The organism is Chryseobacterium oranimense (assembly GCF_900129755.1).
GTDB lineage: Bacteria > Bacteroidota > Bacteroidia > Flavobacteriales > Weeksellaceae > Chryseobacterium > Chryseobacterium oranimense.
Genome location: NZ_FQWT01000002.1, coordinates 34,000 through 47,003, shown reverse-complemented (window position 1 = coordinate 47,003; position 13,004 = coordinate 34,000). Strand labels below are relative to the sequence as shown.

16 protein-coding genes are annotated in these 13,004 nt (G+C 38.5%); 13 read left to right on the top strand and 3 right to left on the bottom strand.

Translation table 11 applies throughout. The annotated features are described in order from the left end of the window. The first annotated feature begins 3 nt into the window (after positions 1 to 3). Positions 4 to 696 carry a DUF6624 domain-containing protein gene (locus tag BUB03_RS06715; protein WP_073061439.1) on the top strand — a complete coding sequence of 231 codons (693 nt, stop codon included), beginning with the start codon at positions 4 to 6 and terminating at the stop codon, positions 694 to 696. Positions 697 to 720: 24 nt separating this feature from the next. Continuing rightward, positions 721 to 3,216: a phenylacetic acid degradation bifunctional protein PaaZ gene (gene paaZ, locus BUB03_RS06710; RefSeq protein WP_073061437.1), complete on the top strand. Its 2,496-nt coding sequence runs from the start codon at positions 721 to 723 to the stop codon at positions 3,214 to 3,216. Between the two features lie 65 nt (positions 3,217 to 3,281). Here paaZ and BUB03_RS06705 read toward each other — a convergent pair whose 3' ends face one another. After that, on the bottom strand, positions 3,282 to 3,980 hold the full coding sequence (locus BUB03_RS06705; RefSeq protein WP_073061434.1) for a CPBP family intramembrane glutamic endopeptidase: 699 nt from the start codon (positions 3,978 to 3,980) through the stop codon (positions 3,282 to 3,284). Between the two features lie 185 nt (positions 3,981 to 4,165). On the opposite strand from BUB03_RS06705, the gene BUB03_RS06700 reads away from it, so the two are divergent. After that, positions 4,166 to 4,894 (top strand): DUF4241 domain-containing protein, encoded by a 729-nt coding sequence (locus BUB03_RS06700; protein WP_073061431.1) that lies wholly within the window; start codon positions 4,166 to 4,168, stop codon positions 4,892 to 4,894. Next, positions 4,887 to 5,573, top strand: a complete 687-nt coding sequence (locus BUB03_RS06695) for an SMUG2 DNA glycosylase family protein (protein WP_073061428.1) — start codon at positions 4,887 to 4,889, stop codon at positions 5,571 to 5,573. The genes BUB03_RS06700 and BUB03_RS06695 overlap by 8 nt, the downstream gene beginning before the upstream one ends. 80 nt (positions 5,574 to 5,653) lie before the next feature. Here the strand turns inward: BUB03_RS06695 and BUB03_RS06690 are convergent, their stop codons facing one another. Further along, complete coding sequence (locus BUB03_RS06690) at positions 5,654 to 6,475, bottom strand: T9SS type A sorting domain-containing protein (protein ID WP_073061426.1); 822 nt, start codon at positions 6,473 to 6,475, stop codon at positions 5,654 to 5,656. Between the two features lie 21 nt (positions 6,476 to 6,496). Continuing rightward, on the bottom strand, positions 6,497 to 7,042 hold the full coding sequence (locus BUB03_RS06685) for a phage tail protein (RefSeq protein WP_073061423.1): 546 nt from the start codon (positions 7,040 to 7,042) through the stop codon (positions 6,497 to 6,499). Positions 7,043 to 7,349: 307 nt separating this feature from the next. Here BUB03_RS06685 and BUB03_RS06680 point away from each other — a divergent pair, with 307 nt between their 5' ends. From BUB03_RS06680 to BUB03_RS06640, 9 genes are all read left to right on the top strand, one after another. After that, a complete protein-coding gene (locus BUB03_RS06680; protein WP_040993726.1) occupies positions 7,350 to 8,114 on the top strand; it encodes an enoyl-CoA hydratase/isomerase family protein in 765 nt (254 codons plus the stop codon). A 139-nt stretch (positions 8,115 to 8,253) separates the two neighbouring features. Next, positions 8,254 to 8,871 (top strand): hypothetical protein, encoded by a 618-nt coding sequence (locus BUB03_RS06675; protein WP_073061421.1) that lies wholly within the window; start codon positions 8,254 to 8,256, stop codon positions 8,869 to 8,871. Positions 8,872 to 8,929: 58 nt separating this feature from the next. Next, positions 8,930 to 9,220 (top strand): winged helix-turn-helix domain-containing protein, encoded by a 291-nt coding sequence (locus BUB03_RS06670; protein ID WP_040993730.1) that lies wholly within the window; start codon positions 8,930 to 8,932, stop codon positions 9,218 to 9,220. 65 nt (positions 9,221 to 9,285) lie between these two features. Further along, positions 9,286 to 9,576, top strand: a complete 291-nt coding sequence (locus BUB03_RS06665) for a hypothetical protein (protein ID WP_083538894.1) — start codon at positions 9,286 to 9,288, stop codon at positions 9,574 to 9,576. 20 nt (positions 9,577 to 9,596) lie between these two features. Beyond that, positions 9,597 to 10,436 carry a metallophosphoesterase gene (locus BUB03_RS06660; protein ID WP_073061419.1) on the top strand — a complete coding sequence of 280 codons (840 nt, stop codon included), beginning with the start codon at positions 9,597 to 9,599 and terminating at the stop codon, positions 10,434 to 10,436. Positions 10,437 to 10,448: 12 nt separating this feature from the next. Then, positions 10,449 to 10,748 (top strand): hypothetical protein, encoded by a 300-nt coding sequence (locus tag BUB03_RS06655; RefSeq protein ID WP_073061416.1) that lies wholly within the window; start codon positions 10,449 to 10,451, stop codon positions 10,746 to 10,748. 6 nt (positions 10,749 to 10,754) lie between these two features. Next, a complete protein-coding gene (locus BUB03_RS06650) occupies positions 10,755 to 11,240 on the top strand; it encodes a Coq4 family protein (RefSeq protein ID WP_073061414.1) in 486 nt (161 codons plus the stop codon). Positions 11,241 to 11,249: 9 nt separating this feature from the next. After that, complete coding sequence (locus BUB03_RS06645) at positions 11,250 to 11,546, top strand: hypothetical protein (RefSeq protein WP_073061411.1); 297 nt, start codon at positions 11,250 to 11,252, stop codon at positions 11,544 to 11,546. 84 nt (positions 11,547 to 11,630) lie between these two features. Then, positions 11,631 to 13,004: a DUF4153 domain-containing protein gene (locus BUB03_RS06640; RefSeq protein WP_073061408.1), complete on the top strand. Its 1,374-nt coding sequence runs from the start codon at positions 11,631 to 11,633 to the stop codon at positions 13,002 to 13,004.

The window sequence follows — 13,004 nt, the reverse complement described above, 5'->3', positions numbered from 1 at the left end:
ATCATGAGATATTTGTTGACTGCATTTTTCTTTTCTGTTGTATTGAATGCCCAGCAAACAGATATAAAACCATTCAATGCAGAGCTTAAAAAAGAACTGACACAAATTTATAAAGACGATCAGGTTTACCGTGAAATGATGCAGCCCAATATTACTCCCGAAAGAAAGAAACAGATCATGACGGAGAGAAATCTCACGGAAGCAGATCTCGGAGCCAGGCTATCCGAGATCATGAATGCCCAGGATCATGCAAACCTTGTCAAGGTTGAGAATATCATTCAAAAATATGGTTATCCGGGAAAATCTATGGTAGGAGAGCCGGAAAATAAAGCAGTATGGTATGTGATCCAGCATTCCCCTGAAATTCAAAAATACCTTCCTTTGATTAAGAAAGCAGCAGATGAAAAAGAATTACCGTTCAGACTGTATGCCATGATGCTGGACAGAAAGCTCATGCAGGAAAACAAAGAGCAGATCTATGGAACACAGATTCGTTCTTTTTTTACGACAAAAGACGGAAAAACGGAAACACTGTCTTTGGTATGGCCTGTAAAAAATCCAGACCACGTCAATGAACTGAGAAAGAATTCCGGGTTTACCCAAACCATAGAAGAGTATGCCAAAGATGTGACGGGTATGGAATACAGAAAATATACACTGAAGGAAGCCTTGGAAATTCAGGAAAAAATTAAATAAAAGTCAAGTAAAAAGTTAAAATATATGGAAAAGTTAAAAAACTATATACACGGAGAATGGGTTGAAGGTACCGGAAACGGAATACCTTTATACAATGCTGTTACAGGTGAACAGGTTGCCATTTCAGATACGGAAGGGCTTAATTTTGAGCAGGCTCTTGACTACGGAAGAACAGTAGGCTACAAAAACCTATCTTCCATGACCTTCTACGACAGAGGCGAAATGCTGAAGAAAGTAGCGCTTTATCTTTTGGAAAGAAAAAAGAAATATTACGAATTATCATATAAAACAGGAGCAACCCACGCAGATTCCTGGGTAGATATTGAAGGAGGCTTCGGTACCTTCTTTACCTATTCCGGACTTGCAAAAAGAATGCTGCCGAATACACCGTTTTGGGTAGATGGAGAAACTCAGAAAATTTCAGCCAACGGAACTTTCTTAGGAACCCACATTCTGACCCCAAGTGAAGGGGTTTCCATACAGATCAATGCTTATAACTTTCCCGTTTGGGGAATGCTCGAAAAACTGTCAACATCATTATTGGCAGGAGTTCCATCTATTGTAAAACCATCACCATTCGGTTCCTATCTTACCAATGCGGTTTTCCAGGACATGATCGAAAGCGGTATTCTGCCAGAAGGAGCGGTTCAGTTGGTTTGCGGTGAACCTGGAAATATCCTGGATTATGTTCAGGATGGAGATTCTGTACTGTTCACCGGTTCTGCCAACACTGGTAGAAAATTAAAATCTTTACCGTCAGTGGCAGGAAATGCAGTACGTTTCAATATGGAGGCAGATTCTTTGAACTGTTCAATTCTTGGTTTGGATGCAAAGCCGGGCACCCCTGAATTTGATCTGTTCATCAAAGAAGTAAGAAACGAGATGACCACCAAAGCAGGCCAGAAATGTACTGCAATTAGAAGAATTATCGTTCCTGAACATTTGTTAGGCGATGTTCAAAATGCTTTATCCAAAGCCTTGGATCAAACTAAGATCGGAAATCCGTTAAGCAGGGAAACCAGAATGGGATCTTTGGTTGGAAAACAGCAGTATGATGAGGTAGTAAGAAAAGTAAATATCTTAAAATCTGAAACAGAACTGATATATGACGGAAAACACGAACTTGTAGATGCCAACTACGATAACGGAGCATTTATGAGTCCGAAATTATTCCTTAATGATAAACCTTTCGAGAAAAATATCTCTCATGATGTAGAAGCCTTCGGACCTGTTTCTACACTAATGCCTTACAAAGATGCGGAAGAAGCGGCAGCTCTGGCAAAAAGAGGAAAAGGAAGTCTGGTAGGTTCTATTATTTCTCATGATGAGAGCTTTATCGCTGAAACTTCATGGAAAATGGCTTCCCAGCATGGAAGAATCTTTGTACTGAACAGAGATAACGCTAAAGAAAGTACAGGCCACGGCTCACCACTTCCTACCCTGATGCACGGAGGCCCGGGAAGAGCCGGAGGAGGTGAAGAAATGGGCGGACTGAACGGTCTTCATTTCTTCCTTCAGAAAACAGCCATTCAGGGGTCACCGGATGTTTTGAAAGCGATTACAAAAATTTATCAGCAGGGTGCGGAGAAAAAATTCTCGGACAAACACCCATTCCAGAAATACTTTGAAGAAGTTGAAATCGGAGATTCGTTAGAAACAGCAGGAAGAACGGTTACGGATGCAGATATTGTTAATTTCTCCAATGTTTCATGGGATCACTTCTATGCCCATACTGATGCTACAAGCTTAACAGGAACTATTTTCGATAAAACAGTTGCCCATGGATATTTCATCCTTTCAGCAGCAGCTGGATTATTCGTTTCCGGTAAAAAAGGACCGGTTATTGCCAATTACGGACTTGAAAACTGTTCATTCTTTAAACCTGTTTACGCAGGAGATACCATTACAGTCTATTTAACAGCAAAAGAAAAAATCAACAGAGGGGTAAAAGGGAGAAACATTCCTTCCGGTGTTGTAAAATGGCTGGTTGAAGTAGTGAACCAAAGAGATGAAATTGTTTGTGTAGCAACTATCTTGACACTCGTGGCAAAGCATTCTCCATTTATCGACCTCAACGTGAAAAATATGAGTAAAATATTGAATGGTCTGTCAGAAAATACCCAACCCAACTGGGGTAAAATGTCACCTCAGCAAATGATTGAGCATCTGGAGCATGGCGTTCTGGTAAGCTTAGGAGAGCCGGAAGCAGATAAATGCTTCACACCGGAAGAACATCTGGAAAAATGGCAGGATTCCCTTTACAACCACAGAAAAATGCCGAAAGATTTCCCGGCTCCGTTCCTGGCTGAAGATGAAACTTTACTTGAATTGAAACATAAAAACCTTGAAGCTGCAAAACAGTCTTTCCTGGACACTTTAAAAAGGTTTTCAATTTACTACAAAGAAAATCCACAGGCTGAACATATGAATTTCGTATTCGGAAAGCTGAATAAAGAAATGTGGGAACTGATGCACAAAAAGCATTTTACCCACCATTTTGAACAGTTTGGACTGATTTAAAGAGTCGTTCAATAGTACAATTAAACAGCCGCAGCCCAATTTTGGGCTGCGGCTTTATTATCAGTCTACATGACAGTTTTGGGAGGTTGTTTTGATTTTGAATACCTTAAATAAAAATAGACAAGAGCAGGTAAAACCAATACCTGAAACAAAAATACAAATAAGGATAAGATACCTTCAAGCTTATGGTGATTGGCTTTTATAAGAATTTGAGTACCCAGTGGCCCGGCCGAAAAGACTACAATATTAAAAAGATTCCAGCCCAGATGAAGGCTTATGGGAAGATAGAGTGATTTTGTTTTTGCGAAGGCAAAAGCCAGCATCCATCCAAAAATACCGGTCATTAGAAAAATAATACCCATCTGAAATGGATTGCTAAAAGAATTAAAGGAAAACCAGTGATAAATGCCAAAACAGGCTGCAGAGAGAATACATGCTTTCTGAATGCCAATTTTTTCTATGGCTAAATATAGTAAAGCTCCCCTGAAGATGAGTTCCTCAAATAATACAGACTTTAAAGTAAACCAAACGCCTTTCAGTAAACTCTGGAATGTCAGTTGATCATTAACGACCCAGCTGTTATTGGCAAATGTTACCGTCATCACCTGATAAAGCGAACAACAGATAGCTGCTAAAAAAAATCCTGCGGTAAAGTGCTTCATTCGTTCTGGTGACAGCTTAAGTCCAAGGACAGATAAGTTTTTTCCTGCTATGAATCGCAGGAGGAGCCAGGAAATTATAAGCTCAATGATAATTCCGATCATGGTAAAGTAGTTTTTTTGAATAAAAGATAAAGCTATATTCTTTAAAACTAAGTTAATGAAAATATTGAAAATCAGGAAGTAAGGTTTTGAAGTTGTAGGCTGAAAATTTAAGAACCAGTAAAGAATTTGATTTCGATCAGATAAATAGTATTTTTAAAACTTCAACCCATCATAAAAATAAAATAATGGACGAAAGCTGGATGCAAAAATGGGAAGAGGTAAAAGATATTCTTACCTGCCCTGTAGATTTGGAAACCTATTTTACTTCAGATGAAATTCTGGAACAGAAGATGCAGGTAATGGAGATTGGAAATGTTTCTCTGCCTTCCGGTAAAATACTTGTAAGAGATCCGCTGGTTTTTCTTAACGCCGGTGAAAAGCCCTATTTCGTACAGGCTCCGAAAGGAAATTTTCCTGTAAAGATCGCTGTTGTAAAATCAGAAGAATGGGGTGATCGTTATGCTGCGGTAAAAGTGGAATTTACCAAAGAAAAACCTGTACTGTACAGGGAAGCTCTGATAGGGATAGAAAACCTTGAAGGATTAAATGAAGGAGACTATTTCGGATTCATGGTTGATGCCGGATTGGGGTGTATTACAGATGCGGAGGTGCTACCTTATATTGATAAGTTCCTTACTGAGCTGAATGTCGGAAACATTTACGATGATTATTTTGCAGAAAAATTTGCAAAAAGTTATAAAGAACATCCGGAAAATCAAAGAGAGCTGGGAGACTGGATCAACTGGACGGTTCCCAATACAGATTATCAAATTCCAATGTTTGCAAGCGGTTTCGGAGATGGAGGCTATCCCGTTTATTTTGCATATGATGAAAAAGATGAGATCTGTGGATTGTACATCCAGTTTATCGATATTGAACTGGCATTGTCTGATGAAGATGACGGAGATGAATAAAACATTTGCTGATAAAGTTATAGAATTCAATATAAATCTTCGGTTTTCAGGACATCTTCCTGATGGTTTCGAAGTTATGAATCCATATCTGGACAATCCGGAAACGGTGAAGGTTATGCGGGAATTTTATCACAAATATTATAATGATCAGAACCGCCGAAAATTTATCATCGGAATCAATCCCAGCAGGCATGGGGCAGGAGTTACCGGAGTCCCTTTTACCGATACCAAAAGATTGGAAAGTGTCTGTGGCATCAAAATGAATTCGGTCCGGACCCATGAAATTTCCTCGGTTTTTGTTTATGATATGATTGATCAATATGGTGGAGCAGAAGAATTTTATAAGGATATCTACATCAATTCACCTTTTCCGTTGGCTATTGTAAGAAAAGCAAAAACAGGCTGGCTGAACGCCAATTATTATGATGATAAAAATCTTTTTGAAGCAGTGAAAGACTTTATGATAGATTCTCTGAAGAAGCATATCAGCATGGGCGTAGATACTTCCGAAGTTTTTGTGCTTGGGAAAAAGAATTCAGAATTTATTTCCAAACTGAATAAAGAAGCTCAGTTATTTGAAAAAATGACCGTCCTTGAGCATCCCAGGTATATCCAGCAATACAAATCAAAAGAAAAACAGCTGTATATTGACAAATATATTTTAGCATTGAAAAAATAAAATCCCCCGGAATAATTCCAGGGGGATTTATCATTTATGCATTAGAATCTTTTCGCGGCACACATCGCTTATGAAAAATTTTATTTTTTGATAATCTTAGAAGATCCGGAAGGTGTTTTAAGGATATAGACACCGTTGGGAAGTTCCGAAACATCCGCATGGTTATTTCCCTTCTTCAGCTCCAATCTTTTCAGCAATTTACCGTCCTGGCTGTAAATTTCTGCCTGACCGTTTTCTTCCGTGTTAATCGTAAAAGGTCCGCTGGTAGGGTTAGGATAGATACTGATTTCTTTTTTTGAAATCGCTGTTTCATTCGTTGCCAGTACTATATTGCTGTCTTTTACCCAGGTGAAGGCGTCAAATCCTGCATATCTGAAATTTCCGCCTAATGTAATGCGTAATTCATCAATCACTATATTCGAATAATTCTGACCATTCAGATTCGTCATGTCAATAAGGGTATATCCATTAGTGGAGCCCAGAGATGTTGCAAAACCGGTCGTCTTTGTCTGTGTAAACTTTGTGACACCGCTTAGCTTTCCCGTAATGGTAAGAGTACCGGATACATTCAGATCCAGATTAAGGGCGGACAGATACATCCAGAAGCGGTTTACTTTAAATAAATTGGATGTAGTTTTTATACTGAATGAAGGTGGCGAAGCAGCATCATTGGAATTATCAATATACCTGTTATCGTTAGCTGTTCCGCTCCATCCTGTACCCGGATAATTACCCTGGATATCAAAAGTTCCTACATGGGAGATAATGTTAAAAATCACTCCATTGTCCGTGAAACTTGAACTTCCGTGAGATTCGGTTTCAAATTGCTCTGTACTGGTCTGCCCGAAAGACAATAAAGATATGAGCAGGCTACAAATGGTTAAAAAAATAGATCTTTTCATGATTTAGGTTTTAAATAATTTTTAGCTGCGAGACGGATAAATGCCTTCTACGCAAATGATATAATTTAGCCCTAAGAAAGGCGGCATATTGTTGACCGGGATACTCTGTCCCGTATAAGAAATTGATTTTACATTAATAGCAGTATCAGGATCGGCCTGTATAAAGCTTGGTACAGCAGTAAAATCTCTTCCTACCTGATTCCCTGTTATGGCAATTGAGGTACTTGCAGAAGGAGTAGATGTTGTAGCATTTGCATTAGCTACCTTTAATTGAAATCCTCCCATGCTTGGCATGTTTTGTTGAAGAAGTGTATTCTGCTCTGTTCCGGAAACGATTCCCAGAGGATAAGACTTACCGGTATTCATATTTCCTGCTCCCAGAGCCATACGCCCGATCAGATTAGGCAGTGCGAAGGTAGTTATCCCGTCACCCCCATACGTTGTTCCCAATAAAGAAAATAGTGCAGAGTTTTGAGAAATACTCAATATACTGCCGTCGCAGAACATCCAGCCTCTTGGTGCAAAGTTTCCTGCAAATAATTTTACGATTCCCATGTACTCATCCATGATAATATTTTTTTTTCAGTTTTAAAATTTTCCTACTCTGTTCTCTGGGCTTTTCGGATACCGCCTTCAACTTTAAATTTGATAAGTCAAAGGAACAATATATAGAAAGGCAGTACTAGAGTAGAAAATACCAAATTGAAGAGTCCGTATTTATACGTAATGGTGATTTATTTTCCCTTTTTAAATAGCTTTTATCATAAGGAATCATGGAGATCACATAATCACAATTTAATCTGGAATTTATGTTGCATAATTTCTCCGGAAAGGCGGTATTTAGTATTTTTGTAAGAATCCAATTAAAATAAAAATGAACGAATTCGTAGCATCAGAAATTAAAAACAATATTGCCGAAATTACCTTCGGAACACCCAAAAGCAATTCCCTTCCGGGAGCTATTTTAGAAAAGCTGGCTCAGACCATTCTGGATGAAGGAGCTAAAGAAGAAGTAAAAGCTATTCTGGTAAAAAGTGAAGGTGAAAAAGCATTCTGTGCAGGAGCAAGTTTTGATGAGCTTTTAGCGATTGAAGAACTAGAGGCCTCTACAAAATTCTTCGGGGGCTTTGCTAAAGTCCTCAATGCAATGAGAAATTGCGGAAAAATAGTTGTGGTAAGAGTTCAGGGAAAAACTACAGGCGGTGGAGTAGGTATTGCCTGCGGTGCAGATTACTGTTTTGCTACTAAAGATTCAGCTTTGGCACTTACGGAGATTAATTTAGGAATCGGACCTTTCGTAATCGGACCTTATGTAGAAAGAAAGATCGGAAAATCACAGTTTGCTGCAATGGCTATTGATGCAGATTTCAGATCGGCAGAATGGGCGGAGCAGCATAACGTTTACCATTCCGTTTCGGAAAATATCCAGGAAATGGATTCCAAACTGGACAAATTTATGCAGACGCTGGCTTCCAGAAGCAGTGATGCCTTAGCTCTGATTAAAAAAGTTTCGTGGGAAGGAACAGATCACTTCAATGAACTGATGCCTGCAAGAATCCATATGAGCGCAAGCCTGATCCTTGAAGACTCGGCGAAGAAAAATATCGAAGGAATTAAGGAAAGATTAAGAGCGAAATAATCTTTTTCATTATACATTATTAAAACCGCTGATTATTTCAGCGGTTTTTTATTTCATGTCTTTGTAAAGATTGAAATTTTAAAAAAAATATTTTGCAGATTAAAATTAAATGATAACTTTGTAATTCAAAGTTCTTTTTATGGATTCGAAAAACTATCACGAAGACTTATCTCATATCCGTTCCATGATGGAGCGGTCTTCCAGATTTATTTCATTGAGCGGATTGTCAGGAGTTTTTGCAGGACTGGCCGCGCTGATTGGTGCCGGATATGTATATTTTGTTTTCCAAAGGGAAGGAATTGACTATTTTGATGGGGACAGAAACTTCTTCAGCCCCGCATTGGTCAGAGAACTTGTACTTACCGGAGCAGTCATTTTACTGACAGCCTTATTGAGCGGTTACATTTTTACAGCCAATAAAAGTAAGAAGAAAGGGCAGAAGATCTGGGATGCTACAACAAAACGTTTGCTATTAACCTTTGCCGTTCCTTTGGTAACAGGTGGAATCTTTTGTCTCGCGCTTCTTTTTCACCATCTGTTCGTATGGATTGCCCCGGCAACATTAATATTTTACGGGATCGCCCTGGTGGGTGCAGAAAGATATACTTTGACGGATATTAAGTATCTTGGATACTGCCAGATCGTTTTTGGCCTCATTTCCCTGTTCTTTTTAGGCTGGGGACTAGTCTTCTGGACCATTGGTTTCGGAGTTTTACATATTGTGTATGGATTGATCATGCATAAAAAATATAAATAGATTAAATTTGCAGGATTTTAAGAAAGCCTTCTTAAGAACCTGCAGTTACTGACTTACTATGATAAAGATACATCAACTCAATAAAGAATTCGAAAGCCGTGTAAGACTGGGGATCATGTCCGTTCTTATGGTCAACGACTGGGTTGATTTCTCTGAAATGAAAGGACTTCTGGAAATTACAGACGGTAACCTGGCCAGCCATAGCAATGCCCTTGAAAAGTCAGGGTATATTGAAGTAAAAAAAGAATTTGTTGGTAAAAAGCCCAAAACCTCATACCGTGTTACGCAGAATGGGAGACAGGCCTTTAACGAACATCTGGATGCCCTTGAAAAATTGTTGGGACGATAAGCTTTATATTTTTTTAAAAATTAACTTTGAATTACAAAGTACTTTATAAATTAAAATTAAATAAAATGATGACACAAAAACAAAAAACAATCACGATTTATGCCCTACCATTGGCTTTGCTGTGTATTCCATTGCTGGGAAATCTATTTTCTAAAGAATTCAATTGGACAGCTTCAGATTTTCTGGTAGCAGTGGCTTTACTTTTTACCACAGCTTTTCTGATCAATCTGGTCAGAAGAACAGTCAAAAAGCAAAATCATAGAGTCCTGGTCAGTATTGTTATTCTGCTGATTCTCGCATTAATCTGGGCTGAACTGGCAGTAGGGATTTTCGGAAGTCCTTTCGCAGGAAGTTAAAAGCTGATTTATTTTCACTTATGACAAGGAAAAAATTTATTAAAAGGCTCATGCAGCTTTCCCTTTTAGAAGCTTTTCCGGGTTTGTATTCCTGGCAGATAGAACCTTTTTGGGTAGAATTCGTCCGGAGAAAACTTCCCATTAAAAATTTGCCAGAAGCATTGGAGGGAAAAATACTGATGCAGATATCAGACCTGCATGTCGGAAATCGTTTCGACTGGAATTTCCTGATTGAATCCTTTCAGAAAGCAAAACAATTCAATCCTGATTTTGTAGTGTATACGGGGGATTTTGTTAACCACGGAACCTCAGAAGATCAGGAGAATCTAGAGAAAGTAATGAATCATGCAGTGCATGGCAAACTGTCAACTTTTGCAATTCTCGGCAATCACGATTACGGAAAAAACTGGGATGATACAGAATGCTCCGAAAAAATCTGCGATACTCTGGAAAGCTTCGGAATCAGGATGCTAAAAAACAGCAGTGAAGAAAGCCACGGACTCAATTTTATAGGTTTTGAAGACTTGTGGTCACCCAATTTCTATCCGGAAAAAGTGATGGAAAGCTATGATCCTTCCAAAGCCCATATCGTACTCTGCCATAATCCGGATGCGTGCGACAGGGATATCTGGAACGGGTATAAAGGATGGATTCTGAGTGGTCATACCCACGGCGGACAATGCAGAATCCCAGGAATTATCACCCCTCTTCTGCCTGTGGAAAACCGAAGATATGTATCCGGAGAAATAGACCTTCAGGATGGAAGAATGCTGTACATCAACAGGGCTATTGGTCATTCTTTCCAGATCAGGTTTATGGTGCGTCCGGAAATTACAGTCTTTACTTTAACTCGAGCTTAAAATACAATATAGATGAAAGATCATCAAATAATAAACATCGGGAAATATATTTTCGGATTATGCTTTATGCTCGGAAATATTTGTCTTTTCGGCTATTTAATAACCAGAAATGATGGTTTTGTAGCCTGTGGTTATATGCTCTTAACTTGGGGAACCATTGTAAACCTACTCTTTGTAATTGGATTATTGATTTATGGAATTGCCAGTCGATCTAAACTTAAAGCTTGTCTCAAAGCTATTGGTCTTCTTCTCATCAATATTCCCTTAGCATACCTTTATGTTTTAATAGGAATTAATTTAATATTTAAATAATACATTATGAAAAAAATACGAGTTCAATTTCTGCTGTTTGTTTATGATAAAACCCAGAAAGCTTACAGGAAATATTTTAAAAAGAAAAAAAGACAGTGGCAGTTCAATGAAGAGCAGCTGCTGAAATTCAAAGAAGATTCCTTAGGGAGAAAGCTGGGCGAGTTTTATAAAAAGCATGGGTTTTCAATGATTCCCAAAATGGAAAACCATGATGTGCATCACCTGATCACAGGTTGCGGTACCCAATTCGAAGACGAAATCGCCATGCAGTACCTTCTTCTGGGAAATGGTAAACTCAATGCACACCTCCTTGCAGCCGTTGTATTGGGGACGATCATCCTTCCGGAATACCTGAAGCTGTACGTAAAAGCATACAGGAAAGGGCAGAGCATGAGACCTTTTTATCACTGGGATTTTGAAAGCCTGTTATGGCAGAATTTCGACCACCTGAAAGACTATATCCAGCAGAAAGAAACAACAGTTCTATATTAAACAACTGCCATGAAGACAATAAAATTTAGCAAAACCGGAAGAACGACCTTTTGGATCTCATTTTTATCGGGGAGCTTTTTGCTGGTTTCTTATTTGATAGCCAGGGCAGACTTTCTTCTGATAACAGGGTTCTATTTTGTAATCATTGCAGCAGTGATCAATATGCTGGTCCTGCTGTATGAACTTCTGGAATTTCTGAACAATACCTCAGAGAAGAAATCATCCGGGAACTCAGTCCTTCTTCTGTTGATCAATATTCCCGTCACTGTCCTTTATATCTTTATTATCTTGAATTCAAATCCATAGTATTTTTAATTAAATGACATGGGAAGATTCCATCTTAATATTCTTCTCCTTTTTTAATGGTTACAAACTCTTCAATTTTAAATCATGAAAACACATCATTATATATTTCTTACAGCCGCTTTGTTTGTCATCCTGTTCTATGATCAGGAGCCCGGGCTGAATCTAGGTATACTTGCCATTATTTATGCATTGCTTACCCTGTTCAAAACTCCTGAGAGAAACAGGACCAGAACTTTTCTGATACTTTTTGTTACCAGTATTCTGTCAGGTTTTGCTTTTGCATGGTTCAGAGATTTTCCGTCCCTGCTGGCGGTTGTAAGTTCCCTTCTGCTGTTAGGCTACCGCTCACGAAACAGAAAGCTGAAAATACTTTTCCTGATCCCGGTTTTTATCATCAATAGTGTTACTTCAGTTTTCCGGTTCTTCAGCTTTGACGCATGGCTGCCGAAAAGAAATATTTCCGTCATATGGCAGAAAACTTTGGCTTTTATCATCATACCATTATTATTTATCTCTATATTTTTTGGAATTTATTCCGTGGGGAGCGATCATTTTGCTGCTGTTTTCAGGGATTATGAGCTGGATATTAATATATGGCAGGTACTTGCTCTTTCCGTTCTTGGGTTTTTCATTGCATTCAATTACTGGAACTATGCCGTGGAACGATTTATTTATAAAAAGAACCATCTGCTGGATGAGGATTTTCAGGATGCGGATAAGATTCAGAAGGCCACATATTCTTTTCTGGATCTGAATGCAGAAAGAACCAGCGGTGTTATTTCCTTTTTTTGTCTGAATATTTTGCTCATATTTTTTATCATTACGTACAATTACGAGCAGTTTTATGAAGTTTCAAAAACGCCGGTTCAGCTTTCGGAAGAAACCCATGAAAGGGTTAATGCCGTAATCCTGTCGATCATTATGGCGGTACTCGTGATTATGTTTTATTTTAAAGCTGGTTTTAATTTTGATCCTAAGGCCGGGTTTCTAAAAATTCTTGCTAAAATCTGGATCGTTCTGAATGCCATTCTCGTATGTTCTGCTGCCTTGAAAAACTACGAATACATCATCAGTTACGGCTATACTTACAAAAGGCTGGGAGTCTTTGCTTTTCTTCTGCTGGCATTAATAGGACTTGCTCTTACTTTCATTAAAATTCAGAGGAAAAAAAGAAATGCATTCCTGTTCAATACAATGATTTGGTATTTTTATGGAACAATTTTGGCTTGCAGTTATGTGAACTGGGGCGGAATTATTATCTCCCAGAATATGAAACGTAAAGACTTTGCAGTCAGTTATCACCTGGAAAAGATCAATTTCAGTGAGAAAGGACTGCTGAAGTATGCAGACGGCAAAAACGATCTGAAGCTTAAAAAGAAAGTGCTGGAAAAAATTAAAGCGGAAAAATCCAAAACTTTCCTTTCAAAGATTCTTTACTTCGAAACATTAAAAGAATAA

Excerpts from the sequence above, each read along its gene's own strand:
- BUB03_RS06670 (WP_040993730.1), top strand. The coding sequence starts at position 8,930 with ATGATAAAGATACATCAACTCAATAAAGAATTCGAAAGCCGTGTAAGA.
- BUB03_RS06690 (WP_073061426.1), bottom strand. The coding sequence starts at position 6,475 with ATGAAAAGATCTATTTTTTTAACCATTTGTAGCCTGCTCATATCTTTA.
- BUB03_RS06695 (WP_073061428.1), top strand. The coding sequence starts at position 4,887 with ATGAATAAAACATTTGCTGATAAAGTTATAGAATTCAATATAAATCTT.
- BUB03_RS06655 (WP_073061416.1), top strand. The coding sequence starts at position 10,449 with ATGAAAGATCATCAAATAATAAACATCGGGAAATATATTTTCGGATTA.
- BUB03_RS06715 (WP_073061439.1), top strand. The coding sequence starts at position 4 with ATGAGATATTTGTTGACTGCATTTTTCTTTTCTGTTGTATTGAATGCC.
- BUB03_RS06645 (WP_073061411.1), top strand. The coding sequence starts at position 11,250 with ATGAAGACAATAAAATTTAGCAAAACCGGAAGAACGACCTTTTGGATC.
- BUB03_RS06665 (WP_083538894.1), top strand. The coding sequence starts at position 9,286 with ATGATGACACAAAAACAAAAAACAATCACGATTTATGCCCTACCATTG.
- BUB03_RS06685 (WP_073061423.1), bottom strand. The coding sequence starts at position 7,042 with ATGGATGAGTACATGGGAATCGTAAAATTATTTGCAGGAAACTTTGCA.
- BUB03_RS06700 (WP_073061431.1), top strand. The coding sequence starts at position 4,166 with ATGGACGAAAGCTGGATGCAAAAATGGGAAGAGGTAAAAGATATTCTT.
- paaZ (WP_073061437.1), top strand. The coding sequence starts at position 721 with ATGGAAAAGTTAAAAAACTATATACACGGAGAATGGGTTGAAGGTACC.
- BUB03_RS06640 (WP_073061408.1), top strand. The coding sequence starts at position 11,631 with ATGAAAACACATCATTATATATTTCTTACAGCCGCTTTGTTTGTCATC.
- BUB03_RS06705 (WP_073061434.1), bottom strand. The coding sequence starts at position 3,980 with ATGATCGGAATTATCATTGAGCTTATAATTTCCTGGCTCCTCCTGCGA.
- BUB03_RS06675 (WP_073061421.1), top strand. The coding sequence starts at position 8,254 with ATGGATTCGAAAAACTATCACGAAGACTTATCTCATATCCGTTCCATG.
- BUB03_RS06680 (WP_040993726.1), top strand. The coding sequence starts at position 7,350 with ATGAACGAATTCGTAGCATCAGAAATTAAAAACAATATTGCCGAAATT.
- BUB03_RS06660 (WP_073061419.1), top strand. The coding sequence starts at position 9,597 with ATGACAAGGAAAAAATTTATTAAAAGGCTCATGCAGCTTTCCCTTTTA.
- BUB03_RS06650 (WP_073061414.1), top strand. The coding sequence starts at position 10,755 with ATGAAAAAAATACGAGTTCAATTTCTGCTGTTTGTTTATGATAAAACC.